10 protein-coding genes are annotated in these 16,152 nt (G+C 68.9%); 5 read left to right on the top strand and 5 right to left on the bottom strand.

Features of this window, described 5'->3' with window-relative positions:
- Positions 1–16 precede the first annotated feature (16 nt).
- On the bottom strand, positions 17–2,779 hold the full coding sequence (locus tag ASE78_RS02535; RefSeq protein WP_056492777.1) for a DUF5695 domain-containing protein: 2,763 nt from the start codon (positions 2,777–2,779) through the stop codon (positions 17–19).
- 162 nt (positions 2,780–2,941) lie between these two features.
- Between ASE78_RS02535 and ASE78_RS02530 the strand changes: the two genes are divergently transcribed.
- Complete coding sequence (locus tag ASE78_RS02530) at positions 2,942–4,468, top strand: family 43 glycosylhydrolase (RefSeq protein ID WP_056492774.1); 1,527 nt, start codon at positions 2,942–2,944, stop codon at positions 4,466–4,468.
- Between the two features lie 4 nt (positions 4,469–4,472).
- On the opposite strand, the gene ASE78_RS02525 is transcribed toward ASE78_RS02530, so the two are convergent.
- Positions 4,473–5,378, bottom strand: coding sequence for a glycoside hydrolase (locus ASE78_RS02525; protein ID WP_235514848.1), 906 nt, complete (start codon positions 5,376–5,378; stop codon positions 4,473–4,475).
- A 158-nt stretch (positions 5,379–5,536) separates the two neighbouring features.
- Here ASE78_RS02525 and ASE78_RS02520 point away from each other — a divergent pair, with 158 nt between their 5' ends.
- Positions 5,537–6,688: a glycoside hydrolase family 105 protein gene (locus ASE78_RS02520; RefSeq protein WP_082466952.1), complete on the top strand. Its 1,152-nt coding sequence runs from the start codon at positions 5,537–5,539 to the stop codon at positions 6,686–6,688.
- 11 nt (positions 6,689–6,699) lie between these two features.
- Positions 6,700–7,962, top strand: a complete 1,263-nt coding sequence (locus ASE78_RS02515) for a DUF2264 domain-containing protein (protein WP_056492771.1) — start codon at positions 6,700–6,702, stop codon at positions 7,960–7,962.
- On the opposite strand, the gene ASE78_RS02510 is transcribed toward ASE78_RS02515, so the two are convergent.
- Complete coding sequence (locus tag ASE78_RS02510; RefSeq protein WP_156351246.1) at positions 7,956–9,593, bottom strand: M28 family peptidase; 1,638 nt, start codon at positions 9,591–9,593, stop codon at positions 7,956–7,958. The two genes, ASE78_RS02515 and ASE78_RS02510, sit on opposite strands and share 7 nt — an antisense overlap.
- 47 nt (positions 9,594–9,640) lie before the next feature.
- Positions 9,641–10,459 (bottom strand): 2OG-Fe(II) oxygenase, encoded by an 819-nt coding sequence (locus ASE78_RS02505; RefSeq protein WP_235514847.1) that lies wholly within the window; start codon positions 10,457–10,459, stop codon positions 9,641–9,643.
- A 15-nt stretch (positions 10,460–10,474) separates the two neighbouring features.
- Here ASE78_RS02505 and ASE78_RS02500 point away from each other — a divergent pair, with 15 nt between their 5' ends.
- The gene (locus tag ASE78_RS02500) at positions 10,475–11,203 is read left to right on the top strand and encodes a 2OG-Fe(II) oxygenase (RefSeq protein ID WP_056492768.1); all 729 of its coding nucleotides are present in this window, start codon (positions 10,475–10,477) and stop codon (positions 11,201–11,203) included.
- Positions 11,200–12,852: a putative 2OG-Fe(II) oxygenase gene (locus ASE78_RS02495; protein ID WP_156351245.1), complete on the top strand. Its 1,653-nt coding sequence runs from the start codon at positions 11,200–11,202 to the stop codon at positions 12,850–12,852. Before ASE78_RS02500 ends, ASE78_RS02495 begins: the two co-directional genes overlap by 4 nt.
- 64 nt (positions 12,853–12,916) lie before the next feature.
- Here ASE78_RS02495 and ASE78_RS02490 read toward each other — a convergent pair whose 3' ends face one another.
- Positions 12,917–15,937, bottom strand: coding sequence for a TonB-dependent receptor domain-containing protein (locus tag ASE78_RS02490; protein WP_082466951.1), 3,021 nt, complete (start codon positions 15,935–15,937; stop codon positions 12,917–12,919).
- Between the last annotated feature and the right edge of the window lie 215 nt (positions 15,938–16,152).

Here is a 16,152-nt window from a genome sequence, read left to right as displayed (position 1 = left end):
CTGGATGCCGGAAAGCTCAACGGGCTTTGCGGCGTGCCCCGGTCCGCAGTTCCACGGTCGTCGTGCCCCGGCCGAGCGCGATGGTGTAGCCGCCGCGCTCCGGCACACCGCGTACCGGGCGATAGGGCAGGGCGTCGGGTGCGCTCGCCTCCACCATCAGCCGCGCCGCCGGAGTATGGGCATCGGCCGGGTCGAGCGTCAGCGTGATCGCCCCGGTCGCGGGCACATAGCGCGCCGAGGCGATCTTGCCCGCCGCCAGCGTGATCCATGCCTTCGCCGGCGCGATGAACAGCCGGCTGCGCGCGCCGTCCTTCGGCATGACCGTCAGCGCGCCGTTCGCCTGCGCGAGATTGCCGCCATAGGCCAGCCAGCCGAAGGTCGGATCGTTGACGACATAGGTCGCCGCCGCGATCGCGTGACCATAGAGGCCCATGCCATAGTCGCCCGAATAGGCGTCCCATTTCAGCATGTCGGGCGCGGCATGGAAGGCGGCGGACGAAAAGCCGTCGCGATCGATGTTGGTGATCCCGCCCATCAACCCGCCATAGGCGACGCGCAGCAGGTGCAGGTCGGCCGGGTCCGCCCGGAACGCATCGAACAGCGGCACCGCGTTCAGCGTCGATCCGTAGTGATGGATCTGCCGTTCGATCCGGGGCACCTTGCCGCCGTAGAGAAAGTCCCAATAGCGCCGGGCGTTGCCGTTATAGCCCCAGTGCGGGATCGTCGGATCATAGCCGAGGATCACCTCGCGCGTCGTGTCCGCCTGTGGCTGGTGGCCGAAATAGCGCATCCACGCATAGACTTCGGGCTGGCCGGTCGAATCCCACGCCATCTCGCTGCCGAAGGGATATTTCAGCGCCTTCCAGTGATCGGCGCGGCCGCGCATCAGCGCTTCCATCGCGGTCGCCTGGGCGGTCATCCCCTCGCGCTTCAGGTCGCGGAGGATGTCGAGGAACACGTCGCCTTCCATCAGCCCGAACTGGGCATAATGCGGGGCGTCGCGCATCATCGCCACCGTCGTCGCGTAGGCGCGGTCGAGATACCAGCGCCAGTCGTGCCGCGTCACCAGCCCCGGATGGTTGCGCGCGGTGCGATACAGCACCCAATGGCCGATCGCGACATGCGGATAATTATAGGCGCGGCCGAGGTCGTTCGCGTCCTTCTTCGACCACGACGTCCACGTCGTCCAGTTCGCCGCCGGGTCATAGGCACCGGGATGCAGCGCCGGATCATAGTAGAACAGGCTCTTGCGCACCGCGCCATCGCTCGGCCCGCCTTCGACCTGCAACCGGCCGGCCACGGTTTCGTCAACCATCCGTTCCAGCTTCGCGACCTCGGCGGCGTCGGGGTGGTCGAGCTGCTTCATCATCGCCGCGACCCAGCTTCCGCCGCCGCCCTCGTCGCTCATCCCCGCGATCCAGACGCGCGGTTCCTGTGTCACGATCGCCTTGGCATCATTGTCGTAGGTCAGGATCGCCGGCGATCGGCCGAACGGGTCGCCCGCCCCCTCGAACCATTGTTTCGTCGTCGCGAAGCGGCCGAGATCGGCCATCGTCCGATCCAGCGGCTTGGTGACGAAATAGCTGACCGTCTGCACCGACCCGTCGGCAAAGCCGATCGACACACGCGCCCGGCCCCAGCCGTTCCCGCGCACCGCAATCCGTTGCCACCCGTTCACCTCGCCGGCGCGGGTGAGCGTCATCGCATCGGCCGGTTCGACCGTGATCCGTGCGATCGGCTGCGGCGCCTTCACGAACAGTCTGGCGTCGAGATCGGTCGGCACGACATAGCCCGGCACGCCGATCGCCACCGGCCGTGCGTTGGCGGCAAGCGTCGTCTCGATCGCGCGGATCGTCGGCGACTGGACCAGCCGCACGCCGAAGCTGCGCCGTTCGCCGGGGGCAAGGGTGAAGCCGGTAGGCCGGTTCCATTGGTCGTCGGCCTTTGCCCATTCGCGGCTCGCATAGGCGGCGCTGGCGACCGTCCAGTCGTAGAAGCCTTCGGAGGTTTGCCCGCGCGGGCTGCGGTCGGTGAACGACTGGCCCTTGGCGTCCTTTTCGCTCGGGATCGGCCGCCATGCTTCCAGCGGCGTGCCGGCTTCGGGCAGGACGAGCAGGGCGGGGCCGGCACCGTTCAGCCGCGTGACCTGAAGATAGCCCGCGTCGCGCCCGATATAGGGGTCGACGAAGCTGGCCTGCGCATGTGCTTCGTCGAGGCTGCGATCGGTGATGATGTTGTCGAACACCATCGGCATGCCCATCGCCCCGACCTCGACCGGGACCGTGCCGGGGTTGGCAAGGACGAAGCGCAGCACCGGCATGCCACCGGTATCGATCCACTGGCGCTCGACGGTGAGCGGGATGCCGTCGCCCATGGTCGCGGTGATGTCCGCCGCCGCGACCACGCCGGGCGCGAGAGGCAGCCCACGGATCGGCCGGCGTTGCCTGGCGGACGCGAAATCGCGCCATTCGCCGTCCGGCGTCCGCAGCCGAAGATGCAGGTCGCCGAGATGGACATAGCCATCGCCGGCGCGTTCGGCTTCGCGGCCGGCGGGCACGAAGTCGAACGCCGGATCGGCATCGGGACGCAGGCTGGCCAGCGTCTGCGTATCGCTGCGCAACCGCACCGCGAAGTTGCCGATGCGATAGGGGGTGGTGGCGACCGGCGGATGGACCGGCGTTGCCACACGCTCCTGCGCCGCGACCATCGCCGCCGAACCGGGCAGGACGGCGGCGGTCAGCAGCAGCATCGCGCATGTCGACGACCGGAGCATGTTCATCGGAACCCTTTTCCCCTTGGGCCGGGGCCGAATCAACCCGCACCAGCTTTCCTTATATCGTATACAGAACTACACCGGTCTGGCGAGGGGGGAGCGAACCGGGTGACACATGCTATCGATCGAGCTGCGCCAAGGCGCGGGCGCACCGGCTGGTATCGGGCCATGGCGACGGCGATGCTGCTACCGGCCGGACTGGCGGCGCAAACCGCCCGCCCGGTGGTCGCGCCGGGCAATCCGATCCTTGCCGATGGACGGACCTATTCGACCGATCCGGCGCCGCTGGTCGATGGCGACCGGTTGTGGATATGGGCCGGGCGCGACGAGGCCCCGCCCGGGGTCAATGATTTCATCATGAACGAATGGCAGGCGCTCGCCACCCGCGATCCGGCGTCGGGCCACTGGACGCATTATCCGGCGATCGCGCGGCCCGAGGTGGTCTTCGCCTGGGCGATGCCGGGGCGGGCCTATGCCGGGCAGGTGGTGATAGGGCGCGACGGGCGCTTCTATCTCTATGCCCCGGTCGAGACCCGCGACGCGGCGCAGCGCGACCGGTTCGCGATCGGCGTCGCGGTGGCCGAGCGGATGCCGGGGCCATGGCGCGACGCGCACCCGACCGGGCCGATCGTGTCGCAGGCGCTGCCGGTGCCCAACGCCATCCAGAATATCGACCCGACAGTGCTGGTCGACGACGACGGGCGGGTGTTCCTGTATTGGGGGACCTTCGGCCAGTTGCGCGGGATCGAGCTGGCGGCGGACATGGTGACGCCGATCGGCTCGCCGGTCGCGGTGTCGTCGCTCACCGGCTTCTTCGAGGCGCCGTGGCTGATGAAGCGGCGCGGCACCTATTATCTGCTCTATGCGGGCAATAATGCAGGGCCGGGGTCGCCCTGCACGCCGACGCTGTATCATGCCTGCATCGCCTATGGCAGCGCGCCCACGCCGCTCGGGCCATGGACCTATCGCGGGGTCGTGCTGCGCCCGGTCAGCTCGACCACCAGCCATGCCGGCGCAGTCGAGTTCAAGGGGCGATGGTATCTGACCTATCATACCGCCGATGCGGTGGGCGGCGGACATTTCCGGCGCAGCGTGGCGATCGACCGGATGACATGGGACGACAGCGTCACACCCGCGGCGATCCGTCCGGTCCGGCCGACCCGGCGGCCGCTCCCGCCGCTCCGGCCGACGCGCAACGTGGCCGGCGGCGCGGCCCCGCATGCGTCGAACGAGCCGGTGCCGGTGCAATATTGGCTGCGCGCGCTGAACGACGGGATCGTGCGCGCCGCACCGCTGCCCCCCGACCTGTGGGCCAGCGCGGCCGCGGACGGCGTGCAACGGCACTGGATCGAATATCGCTGGCCACGGGCGGTGACGCTGAATGGCAGTCGCATCCGGTTCTGGGCGGATCGTCCGGCCGGCGCGGTCGACAGAGTGGCTCCGCCGGCCGCATGGCATCTGGAATATTGGCGCGACGGCTGGCACCGGATCGCCGCCGCCTTGCCCGCCGCCCGCGCCGGCGAATGGCCGTCGGTGCGCTTCGCTCCCGTCACCACCCGCTGTCTGCGTGCGGTGCTTGTCGCGTCGGGCACGGCGGATCGCCATGCCGGGCTGGCAGTCGAGGAATGGGAGGCGCTTGCTCCGCGCGCCGCACCGCCACCGCCGCCGGTCGGCGACAGCCCGGCGTGCGGCTGAACGGTCAGCAGACCTCGGCGGTCGAGGCGGGGACCGGCCCCGGCGGGGTGCGCGCCGGATGCTGGTAGAACACGTCGCCGGGCAGGCGGTGGCGCGTGCCATAGACTTCGCCCAGCACGTTGAAGAGCGCCACATCATAGCCGGCCAGATCGTCGTGTGACAGGATGCGTCGCCCGTCGACCACCGCCAGCCGGTTGGAATTGAACCAGATCTGCGTGCCCTCCGCCCAATATTCGTCGAGCGTGACGGCGGCATATTCGCCCTTCCACATGCCCTTCGCCATCGCCGATCGATAGGCCGCCTCGACCCGCCCATAGAACGCCGGATCGGCCGTCCGCGCGGCGGCGAGGATCGCGTGCGAGAATTCATGGACGAAGATATTCTCGCCGTAATAGCGCGTGCCGGGCGTCCCGAGCAGGTTCTCGGTCGCGGCGCTGGTCAGTTGCCCGCCCATGCCGCGCGCCCGGTTGTTCCAGTATTCGCGGTCGCTCAGCCGGCCGATCCGGTCGGGGTAGAGCTTGCGTTCGCAGATCGTCAGGCGCGGATCGTCGATCGCCGGTTTCTTCCAGTCGCGCTGTTCGGGCAGGTCGAGCGTGCCTTCGTCGACACCCATGATCGCCACCCGAAGGCCCGAGGCGATCATCGCCCGGCGCAGGTCGGGCCGGTCGGCGACCATCGCCACCGCGATGTCGCGCGCCAGCAACAGCGCCTCGTCGGGCACCGCCGCCGACGACAGGATCGGGATGCCACCCGCGTCGATGTGGCGGCGATAGAAGGGATCGAGGTTCAGCGCGGGCGGCGGTGCGTCGATCATCCGCGCGGCATAGCCACTGGGCGGGACCTGCGCCGATCCGCTGCCGCCGGCGACCAGCAGCGGCAGGATCGCCAGCCCGTATGTCCAATCCGCCATCCGCCCGTTCCCCGCCGTCGATCGTCCCACCGGCACGATACGCCGATCGCCCGGCACAGACCATGTTCCAACCCGCGACCATTGGGCGAATGTGCCAGCAGGGAGAGGGCGGACGCGATGCAATTGACTGGCATCGCGTCTTGTATGACAATTCTTTTATGATCGCTCTCCTCCTCGCCGCCCTCGCATCGCCCGCCGCTTCCACCGCGCCCCCGCCGGCCGTGGCGCCGGCCGACCAGCGCGCAGCCCCGCTGGCGCGGGCGGTGGCGCTGGCCGACTGGCAGCTCGCGCGGATGAACGACGCGGCGCATGTCAGCCGCGCGACCGGCGAGACGCGCAAACCGCGCGCATGGGAACAGGCGGTGTTCTGGGTCGGCATGACCGCGCTGGCCGATGCCGGCGCGCCGCCGCGTATCCGCGACGCGATTCTGGCGATGGGCCGCGCCAATGACTGGACGCCGGGCGAGAAGCCCTATTTCGCCGACGACCATGCCATCACCCAAAGCTATCTGTGGGCAGCGGCGCATGGCGCGGGGCCGGCGGCGCGCGGTCCCGCCACCGCGACGTTCGACCATATCGTCGATCGGCCCGCCGTCACCACGCTCGCCTTCGCGGTGCCGCCATCGGGCTATGGCGCTACCGAATGCCTGACGCGCTGGTGCTGGTGCGATGCGCTGTTCATGGCACCGCCCGCGCTGGCCGAGCTGTCGCGCCAGACCGGCAATTCCAAATATCGCGACTTCGCGATGCGCGAGTTCTGGGCGACGACCGACTTCCTGCTCGATCCGGTCGAACAGCTCTATTACCGCGACAGCCGCTTCTTCGAACGTCGCGACGCGAAACAGCGCAAGCAGTTCTGGAGCCGTGGCAACGGCTGGGTCTTTGCCGGCATGGCGCGGACCATCCCCCTGCTGGCGAAGGGCAGCGCCGACCGGGTGCGGATGGAAGCGCTGTTCCGCGCGATGGCGGCGACGCTGAAGCGCGTGCAGAAGCCCGACGGCTATTGGGCGCCCTCGCTGCTTGCGCCCGAGGATTCGCCACCCGAATCGAGCGGCACCGCCTTCTACACCTATGGCATGGCATGGGGGGTCAATGCCGGGCTGCTGCCCCGCGCCGACTATGCCCCGGTCGCGCGGGCGGGCTGGGCGGCGCTCGAACGGTCGATCCGCCCCGATGGCCGCCTGGGCTGGGTACAGCAGGTCAGCGACCGGCCCGAAAGCGTGCAGGCCGACGATACCCAGTTCTACGGCGTCGGCGGCTTCCTGCTGGCGGCGACGCAGATCGCCGCGCTCGACCGCGTAACTCGCTGAGGACGCAATACATGGAACGGCGCGAATTTCTGGGAGCGTTGGCGGGCGGCGGTGCGGCGGCGCTGGCTTCCGGTGCAACCGCGCAGTCCGGCGGAACGCTGCCGACCGGAGGCGACGACCGCGCCTGGCTGCTCGCCCTGCTCGACCGGATGGCGACGCCGATCCTCGGGCCGATGTCGCGCGGGCAACTCCAGCGGACATGGACGCCGGCGGTCAGCCCGACATGGGACGGCCGCCCGCTCAAGGTCGCCTATCTGGAGGCCTTCGCGCGGCTGATCGACGGGATCGCCCCGTGGCTGGCGTTGCCCGACAGCGACGACGCGGAAGGGCGGTTGCGGCGGCGGCTGCGCAACCATACGCTCGACGCCTTTGCCCGCTCGGTCGATCCGAACAGCCCCGACCGGCTCGGCTGGGACATCGGCGGGCAGACATTGGTCGACAGCGCCTATTTCACCAGCGCGCTGCTGCGTGCGCCCAAGGCTTTGTGGGACCCGCTCGATACCGCCACCAAACGACGGATCGTCGAGGCGATCAAACGCCAGCGATCGGTATCGCCGCCCTACCAGAACTGGTTGTTGTTCGCCTGCATGAACGAAGCGTTCCTGTTCTCGATCGGCGAGGACTGGGACCCGATGCGAGTCGACATGACGATCAAGCTGTTCGCGGGCGACTGGTATGCTGGTGACGGCTGGTACAACGACGGCGCGGGTTTCCACTTCGATTATTACAACAGCTACGTCATCCACCCGATGATGGTGCAGATACTCGACGTGCTGGCCAAGGGCGGCGCGAGCTTCAACAACCTGAAGCCGCAGGCCGAATTCGACCGCGCGCTGAAACGGATGCAGCGCTTCGGCGAACATCTCGAACGGATGATCGGACCCGACGGGGCCTATGCCGCGATCGGCCGGTCGCTGACCTATCGCATCGCCGCGCATCAGGTGCTGGGGGTGCTGGCATGGCGCGGCTGGCTGCCCGAAACGCTGCCTGGCGGGCAGGTCCGTGCGGCGACGCTCGCCGCCGCGCGGCGGGTGTTCGCCGATCCGGGCAATTTCGACGCGAACGGCTATCTGACGATCGGCTTCACCCGCGCGCAGCCGACGCTGGGCGACTGGTATTCCAACGCCGGCAGCATGTATATCGCGTCCGAAGGGCTGGTCGCGCTCGGCCTGCCGGCGAGCGACCCGTATTGGACCGCGCCGGCGCTGCCATGGACGATGCGCCGCGCCTATGCCGGGCAGGATTTCCGCAAGGACTATCCGGTGGCCTATTGAGCGCGTGGCCGCCGCTGCGACGCGGTGGCGTTGCGGACGGCGGCGAATTCCGATTCCCTGCGCCACTGCGGCCATGCCGTGCCGTTCGCCAGATCGAAGCCGATCCTGCGGACCAGATCGACATCCGCCGCCGCGCCGCGCAGGTCCCAGTCGGCCGACCACGCATCGCACGTCTGGTGATAGCAGCGCATATAGCCGTCGAGCCATGCCTGCCCGGCGGCGCGCCCGCCCGCGACCAGATCGGGCGCGCCGCTGATCGCCATCAACAACAGCGTCGGCACGCCGCGCCGCGCGAGCGAGAAATGATCGGCGCGGTAGAATAGCCCGCGTTCGGGCAAGGCCTCGGGCGTGACCACCCGGTCCTGCGCCTTCGCGGCGGCGGCGAGCGACTCTTCCAGCGTGTTCTGGCCATCGCCGACCAGCAGCACGTCGCGCGCCGGCCCGGCGGTCTGGAGAATGTCGAGCGTCAGGTTGGCGACCGTCGTGGCGACCGGATAGACCGGGTTCGCGGCATAGGTTTCCGACCCCAGTAGCCCGCGCTCCTCGCCGGTCCACAGCGCGAACACCTGCGTCCGCGCCGCCGGTTTCGCCCGCGCGGCGGCGCGCGCGATGGCGAGGACGCCCGCCGTACCCAGCGCATCGTCGTTGGCACCGGGGCGGATACGGCGGCCCTGCGCATCGGGCGCGCCTTCGCCATAGGCATCCCAATGCGCGCCATACATCACGACCTCGTCCGGGCGGGTCCGCCCCGGCAGCTTGGCCAGCACGTTGCGGCTCGTCGCGCGCGTCACCGTGACCGGCAGGTCGGCGGAGAATCCTTCGCCCGACAGCGCGACGGGACGGAAATCCGATCGCCGCGCCGCCGCACGTTGCTGCGCGAGGTCGAGCCCGGCGGCGGCGAACAGGCGCGTGGCCGCGGCCCCCTCGATCCAGCCTTGCAGCATCACGCGCGGGGCGGGGGGACGGGCGACGTCGTAATTCTCGCCCGCCGGCGCGGTGACGGTCGCCCAGCCATAGCCCGCGCCCGGCGTATCATGGACGATCAGCGCCGCCACCGCGCCGCGCCGGGCTGCTTCCTCGAACTTGTAGGTCCAGCGCCCGTAATAGGTCATCCGCCGGTCGCCGAATTTGCCTTTCGCATCGTCCGCTGCCGTCGCCTCGAAATCGGGATCGTTGACGAGGAACACCGCGACCTTGCCCGTCAGGTCGACGCCCTTGAAATCGTCCCAGCCGCGTTCGGGCGCGCTGACGCCGTAACCGACGAATACCAGCGGCGCCTTTTGCACGACGGCGCGATCGACCGGCCGGACGGTCGAGAGATAGACGTCCTTGCCCGGCGTCCAGTCGACGCCGTTGGCGCGCACCGCGCCCTCGCCGATCCGGGTGCGGACCAGCGGCACCGCCTGCGTCCAGCTACCCTCGGGTCCCCCCGGTTGCAGCCCGGCCGCCTTGAACTGCGCGATCAGCCAGTCGATCGTTTTCGTCTCGCCCGGCGTGCCGGGGGCGCGACCGCCGAACGCATCGCTGGCGAGGACCTTCACATCGGCCGACAGCGCGGCGGGCGATACCGGATCGGGCACCGGCGCGGCGGCGAGGAGCGGCAGGGCGGCGAGGGCGAGCAAGGCTTTCATCACCGGCATCCTACCCACGAAGCGTGGCCGTGGCGAGGTGCGCCGGATCAGGGCTGCGGTTCGGCGCGCAGCCAGCCCGTTATCGAATAGCGTCGCGCCGGCGCGGCGCGCGTTACTTCGCTGACGCTATGGTCCTGCGGCACCGCGAACAGCGTCAGCCGGTTGAACCCCGGCGCTACCGCGCGCAGGTCGCCGTCCTTGCGGTGGAACAGCAGCAACCCGCCCCATTCGGGCCGCCACTGCGGGGTCAGCCCGAACACATAGGCGGCGCGGCGGTGCTTGCCCGTCACCGCATCGTCATGGACCGTCAGGAAATCGCCCGGGGCATAGGCCGTCGCCTGCGCATCGGCGAAGCGCACATCGTCGGCGCCGGTGATCGTCCGCAACGCCGCGAGCATCGACGGCGACGACATCCAGCGCGCGAAGCCGCCGAGCGGGGTATCGTCGGCGTCACGGTCACGCCGCGCATCGGACAGGCGGATGCTGTCGAAACGAAACTGGAATCCCGCGCGGGCGGCGGCATAGACCGCGAGGTTGAGCGCCTCGGCACGGTCCGCCGGGATCGCCGCCCATCCGGCGCGGTCGAATTCGGCCACCCGCTCGCCGCTCAACACCAGTTTTCGCCAGTCGCCGCGCTGCCGCAGATGCGCGGCAAGCAGCAGCGCGGTTGCTGCGCGCAACGGATGATCGATCACCACCCGCCCGTCGCGGCGATAGGCGTCGGCAAGCGCGGCGAGATCGAGAGCGGGGTCGAGCGTGAACATCGGTGCGGGTGGCATGGCATCGATCGGCCCGCGAAAGAAGCCCCGTATCGGACGCTCGCGCCTTGCACCGTCGCGCGGCTTGCGCGAAACCCGGTCCACCATGACCCGTCGTCCCGCATGATCGAGCTGCTCGCGCTCAACCCCTCGCTCGACCGGCCGGCGCTGGCCGCGCAGTTCGCCGCCGCCGGGCGGGTGCAGATCCGCGACGTGCTGACCGACGCATCGGCGCGCGCGCTCCACCGGCTGATCGCCGAACGGACGCCATGGGGCATCGCCTATGGCGTGGGGACGGGCAAGCCGGTCGGCCTGACCGCCGCCGAATTCGCCGCGCTCGACGCGCGCGAACGCGGTGCCATCCGCGAAGCGATCGATACGGCGATGCGCGGGCGGGACTATGGCTTTTCCTATGCGCGCTACCCGGTCCTCGACGCCTATCTCGGCCAATGGGCGCCGGGCGGGGGGCACGACATCCTGCTCGAACATATCAACGATACGCCGTTCCTCGATCTGGTGCGCGGCGTCACCGGCATTCCCGAATTGCGCAAGGCCGATGCGCAGGCGACGCTGTTCGCGCCGGGCCAGTTCCTTGCCGAACACAGCGACAGCCATGTCGGCGAGGGATGGCGCATCGCCTATGTCCTGTCGCTGTGCGCGCTCGACTGGCGGCCCGACTGGGGCGGCTATCTCCAGTTCCTTGACGATGATGGCGACATCGTCGCCGGCTATCGACCACGGTTCAACGCGCTCAGCCTGTTCGCGGTGCCCAGCCCCCATGCGGTGAGCTATGTCCCGCCGTTCGCGCCGGTCGGACGCTATTCGATCACCGGCTGGTTCCGCGACCGGTGAGCGCGGCAATGCTCCGCTCGGCGGCGCTGGCGGCGGCGGCACGGGGCGACGATGCCGCCGCCGCGCGCGGCTTCGCACAGGCGGTGGCGGCGTTTCCGGGCGACGCCGCGCTGCTCAACAGTGCCGGAAATTTCCACGCCGGGGCGGGCCGCCCCGCCGACGCACTGGCGCTGTTCGATCGCGCGCTGGCGCTCGATCCGGCGCTGGGGGAGGCGGCGATCAACCGTGCGGTGGTCCTCACCCGTCTCGGCCGGGCGGACGAGGCGGCGGACGCGCTGACCGCGCGTCAGGCGACGCTCGCCGCCATGCCGCGTTACTGGACCACGCGCGCCGCCGCCGAAACTGCGGGCGGCGATCTTCGCGCCGCCGCCGCCAGCCATGCCGAACAGTTGCGCCGCGATCCCGGCAACCGTCGCGCGCTCCACGGCCGCGCGCGCACTGCGCTCGACCGGGGGGATGACGGCGCGGTCGCATGGTATGACGCGGCGCTGGCCGTGACGCCGGGCGACCCGTGGCTGCTCCACGGACTGGCACAGGCGCTGGAGGCGGCGGGCGACCGGGCCGGCGCGCTCGCCCTGTCGGCGCAACTGGCGGGGCAGCTTCCGCAGTGGATCGACGCGCTCGAACTCCATGCCACGCTGCGCTGGGCGGCGGGCGACCGGGCGGAATTTTGCGATCATTATGCGGCGGCGGTGCCGTACCATGCCGATGGCGCGGCCGAGCGGTCATGGGCGGCGATGCTGGCCGGCGTCGATCGCCACGCTCCGGCGGCCGAGATACTGGCGCGCAGCCGGGCACGGATCGGCGCGCGCGATCCGTTGTTGCTCGACGAGGCGGTCTATCGCGGCGAAGCGGGGGACGATGCCGGCGCGGCGGCAATCTTCGCGACCGCGCCTCCCGCCACGCCCGACTGGCAGATCGCGGCGGCACGACAGGCGCTGCGCACCGCCCGGCCCGATGTGGCCGAGGCGTTGCTGGCGCAGGCGCTTGGCGTTCGCCCGGACGATGTGATGGCATGGAGCCTGCGCGACCTGGCATGGCGGGTGATGGACGATCCGCTCCACCTCTGGCTGCACGGCGATCCGGTGCTGGTGCAGGAACGTCTGCTCGACCTGTCGCACGATGCGCACGCCGCCGCCGTTGCCGTGCTCGACACGCTGCACGACCGCGCGGCGATGCCGATCGGCCAATCGGTCAAGCTCGGCAGCCAGACGCGCGGCGCCCTGTTCCAGCGGGACGAACCGGCGGTGCGGGCGGTGGCGCAGGCGGTCGAGCGGGCGATCGAACGCTATCGCCATGCCCTGCCGGATGCCGATCCGGCCCATCCGCTGCTGCGATCACGTGATGCGCCGTGGCGCGTCGCCGGAAGCTGGTCGATCCGCCTGAGCGGGGCGGGGCGGCACGCCCCCCACGTCCATCCCCATGGGCTATTGTCGTCGGCGGCCTATTTCGCGGTGCCAGCAGGCGATCCCGGTGTGCTCGAACTGGGGCGGCCACCCGCCAACCTGCGGCTCGACCTGCCACCGCTGCGCACCATCGTCCCGCGTGTCGGGCATTGCGTGCTGTTTCCCAGCACCCTGTTTCACGGCACCCGCCCGATCGCGACGGGCAAGCGGATGACCGTCGCCTTCGACGTGGGCTCGCGCTGACACGAAAAAAGGGGCACCCGCGTTGCCGCGGATGCCCCCTTTTCGTTCGTCGTTGACGGCGGCGTCAGAACTGAAGCCGCGCACCCACGAAGAAGTCGCGACCCAGCACGTCATAGGTGCCGGGGAAGGTGTTCGCCTGTTCCTGAAGCGATCCGAGCACTTCGGGCTTCTGGTTGGTCAGGTTGTTGACGCCGATCGTGATCTGCAGCCGGTCGGTCGCCTTGAACGCGGTCGACAGGTCGAAATAGTTCACCGCGCCGATCCGGGCGTTGGGGAACAATGCCGGGTCCTGCGGCGTGCGCACCAGTCCGACGAAGGTGTTGTCGAGGCGACGGTCCTTGACCGGACCCCGGTAACGCCAGCGCAACGACAACACCATCGGCCCGTCCGAGACGCTCAGACGGGCGGTATGAACCCACTTCGGCATCGGGTTGAGCGTCGGTACGTTCGGCACCGATCCTTCGCCGATCGTCTCGCGCTCTGGAATCGCCGCCACCGACGTGCTGCGGAACTTGTCGAGATAGGTGCCGAGGAACGAGACGCTGACGTTCGAGCGATCCCCGCCGGTGATCGAGAAGTCGACCGGCAGCGAATAATCGGCAGCAACGTCGATGCCCGAGGTCTTGAGCGTCGCGATGTTGGCCGACAGCACGTTCGGGTTACGCCCGCCCGACGTTTCGCCGATCGCCCCGGTCGTGGTGTTGCGCACGCCCTGGAAGATCGAACAGATCGGGTTGGTCAGGTTCTGCGCGACGGTGAAGCAGAGCGACAGCGCGTCGTTCAGGCCACCGCCGAAGGTCGCGATCGTATCCTCGACCTTGATGTTGAAATAATCAACCGTCACGTTCAGCCGCGGGATGAAGCTCGGACGGAACACGACACCGGCGGTGTAGGTGTCCGACGTTTCTTCCGACAGGTTGGGATCGCCGCCGAAATTGGCCTGGATTTGTGCGTTCGGCTGTACCGCGCGGGTAAAGACGTTGGCCGCCGGCACGCCGTTGGCGATGCAGAGCTGGCGGACCGCTTCGGTCCGGTTGCCGGCCGCGCCACGATCCGAACAGGGGTCCTGCGCGGCGGGGAAGCCGGTCGAGTTGCCACCGAACAGGTCCTGCACGTTCGGCGCACGCACCGCACGGGCATATTGACCGCGCAGCGTGATGTCGCGGATCGGCGAAAGCTGCGCACCGCCGGCATAGGTCCACACGCCACCGACGGCGTCGAGCGAATAGTCCGAATAGCGCGCGTTGCCGGTCAGTTCGAGCTTGTGGATGAAGCCTTCGCTCACCAGTGGCACGCGCAGTTCGCCGAACACTTCGCGCACGTCATATTCGCCGCTGGTCGGCTGACCCGCGTTGAAGCCCGCGACATCGCCCGACGACAGGAAGGTGTCGGGACGATAGCTCGCCGACATGCCGCGATATTCGACGCCGGCGGCAAAGGCGACCGGATCGACGCTGTTGCCGACCGTGAAGAGGTCGCCGTTGATCGACGCGACGAAGTTGCGGATGTCCGAACGTTCGAGGTTGGTCGAATTGACCGTGACGTAGCGGATCGCCGCCGGATCGGCGAGGCCGAGCCCGAAGACGTTAAGCGGAACGCAGCCAGCGGTCCGCGCTGCGGCGGCACGGCAGCGCAGGGTGCCGTTGACGATTTCCGTCTCGGTCGCCGCCGCGAAGCGGCTGCGCGAGATATTGCCCTGCTGATACTGCTGATTCTCGGTCCGGGCGTACATATAGTACACGTCGAAGCGCAGATTGTCGGTGATGTTGCCACGCAGGCCGCCGAGCAGGCGGAACGCGGTGCGGCTGGCATCGACGTTGCGCGGGCCGGACTGGTTGAAGCGGAAGTTGACGTTGGTGGTGACATACCCGTCGTTGTCGGTATCGAGCGGACGCAGCAGACCGCGCGTCTGTTCGTTGAACCACGGGCTGGCGATCTGCAGGTTCAGCGCCTGGCCGATCGGGGTCGGCGCCAGTTCCTGCGGCACCGAATTCTTGACGAAACCGACTTCGGTATAGCCGGTGATGTTGTCGGCCAGTTCATAGCTGCCATAGCCGCCGAGCAGATAGCGCTCCTGCGGCAGCATCAGATAGTTGTCGGGCGCGAAATTGTAGAGATCGGCCGGATCGTTGAACGCGCGCGTGCCGCCGCCGGTCGGATTGAACACATAGCCAAGCGACGCGCCGCCGGTGGTGATGCCGGGCAGGGTGGCAAGCGGGGTCGACGCCGAACCCTGCGGGATCAGGCCGACTTCGCCACCGCGCGATGCGCAGGTCGCGAGCGCGCCGCCGAAATTGGTGCCGATGCCGGTGGTCGAATTGGTCGATCCGGGAACGATGCAGCCGTCGCCCGCCGCGTTGCGCGAGAAGCCGCGCGCATCCTGGAAGATCGGTTCGCGGCGGGTGTAGTTGGCATAGACCGTCACCGATCCCCGGCCGTCGGCGAACTTCGATCCGACCGCGAAATTGACGTCATAGCGCGCGCCGTCACCCTGTTCGGTCAGCGCATATTGCCCGCCGATGATCGCGCCGTTTAGGTCCTGGCGAAGATTGAAGTTGACCACGCCGGCGATCGCGTCCGACCCGTAGGTCGCCGACTGGCCGCCGGTCAGCACCTCGACGTTCTGAAGCATGAACTGGGGAATGGTGTTCAGATCGACGATCTGGTTGGTGTCGTACGACATCCAGCGGCGACCGTTGACCAGCACCAGCGTGCGCGTGGCCCCCAGGTTGCGCAGGTTGAGCGTCGCTGCGCCGCTGCCGGGATTGTTCGAAAAGCCGGTGGTGCCGGGCACCGCCTGCGGCAGCGTGTTGATGACCTGTTCGACGTTGATCGCGCCGGTCAACTGGAACTCTTCGGCCGACACGACCGCGATCGGGCTGGGCGAGGTCAGGTCACGCCGCTGGATGCGCGATCCGGTGACGACGATCGTCTCGTCGCCCGATCCGTCGCCGGTGCCGGCTTCCTGTTGCAGCCCGGTGCCGACCGTCGGTTCGGCGACCTGTGCCTGTGCCGGCGACGTCAGCGCGATCGCCGCGCCGGCGAATACGGTGGTCGTCAGCAATCGCGAGCGAAATGCTACCATGTAGGATGTTCCCCTGTTGTTTTTCCGATGCGCAGCGTCTGCGCATCAAAGGGCCTGCGTGGCATTGTGCGGTCTGCCGGCCCCTGATCGTTACTAGATCAACTACCCTGACCAATCGCAACCGGCGGAAGGGGAACAATATATATTCGTCACGGATTGTGTCTTTATAGTTACATAGATAATCGAGATACAGGTTTCAGAAACATTCTGTAACA

Origin of the sequence: Sphingomonas sp. Leaf25, from assembly GCF_001421635.1 — a bacterium.
Lineage (GTDB): Bacteria > Pseudomonadota > Alphaproteobacteria > Sphingomonadales > Sphingomonadaceae > Sphingomonas.
Note: the sequence above shows the minus strand (reverse complement) of the source record. Positions and strands in the feature narration are given on the sequence as shown.

Excerpts from the sequence above, each read along its gene's own strand:
- ASE78_RS02535 (WP_056492777.1), bottom strand. The coding sequence starts at position 2,779 with ATGAACATGCTCCGGTCGTCGACATGCGCGATGCTGCTGCTGACCGCC.
- ASE78_RS02530 (WP_056492774.1), top strand. The coding sequence starts at position 2,942 with ATGGCGACGGCGATGCTGCTACCGGCCGGACTGGCGGCGCAAACCGCC.
- ASE78_RS02525 (WP_235514848.1), bottom strand. The coding sequence starts at position 5,378 with ATGGCGGATTGGACATACGGGCTGGCGATCCTGCCGCTGCTGGTCGCC.
- ASE78_RS02520 (WP_082466952.1), top strand. The coding sequence starts at position 5,537 with ATGATCGCTCTCCTCCTCGCCGCCCTCGCATCGCCCGCCGCTTCCACC.
- ASE78_RS02515 (WP_056492771.1), top strand. The coding sequence starts at position 6,700 with ATGGAACGGCGCGAATTTCTGGGAGCGTTGGCGGGCGGCGGTGCGGCG.
- ASE78_RS02510 (WP_156351246.1), bottom strand. The coding sequence starts at position 9,593 with ATGAAAGCCTTGCTCGCCCTCGCCGCCCTGCCGCTCCTCGCCGCCGCG.
- ASE78_RS02505 (WP_235514847.1), bottom strand. The coding sequence starts at position 10,459 with ATGGTGGACCGGGTTTCGCGCAAGCCGCGCGACGGTGCAAGGCGCGAG.
- ASE78_RS02500 (WP_056492768.1), top strand. The coding sequence starts at position 10,475 with ATGATCGAGCTGCTCGCGCTCAACCCCTCGCTCGACCGGCCGGCGCTG.
- ASE78_RS02490 (WP_082466951.1), bottom strand. The coding sequence starts at position 15,937 with ATGGTAGCATTTCGCTCGCGATTGCTGACGACCACCGTATTCGCCGGC.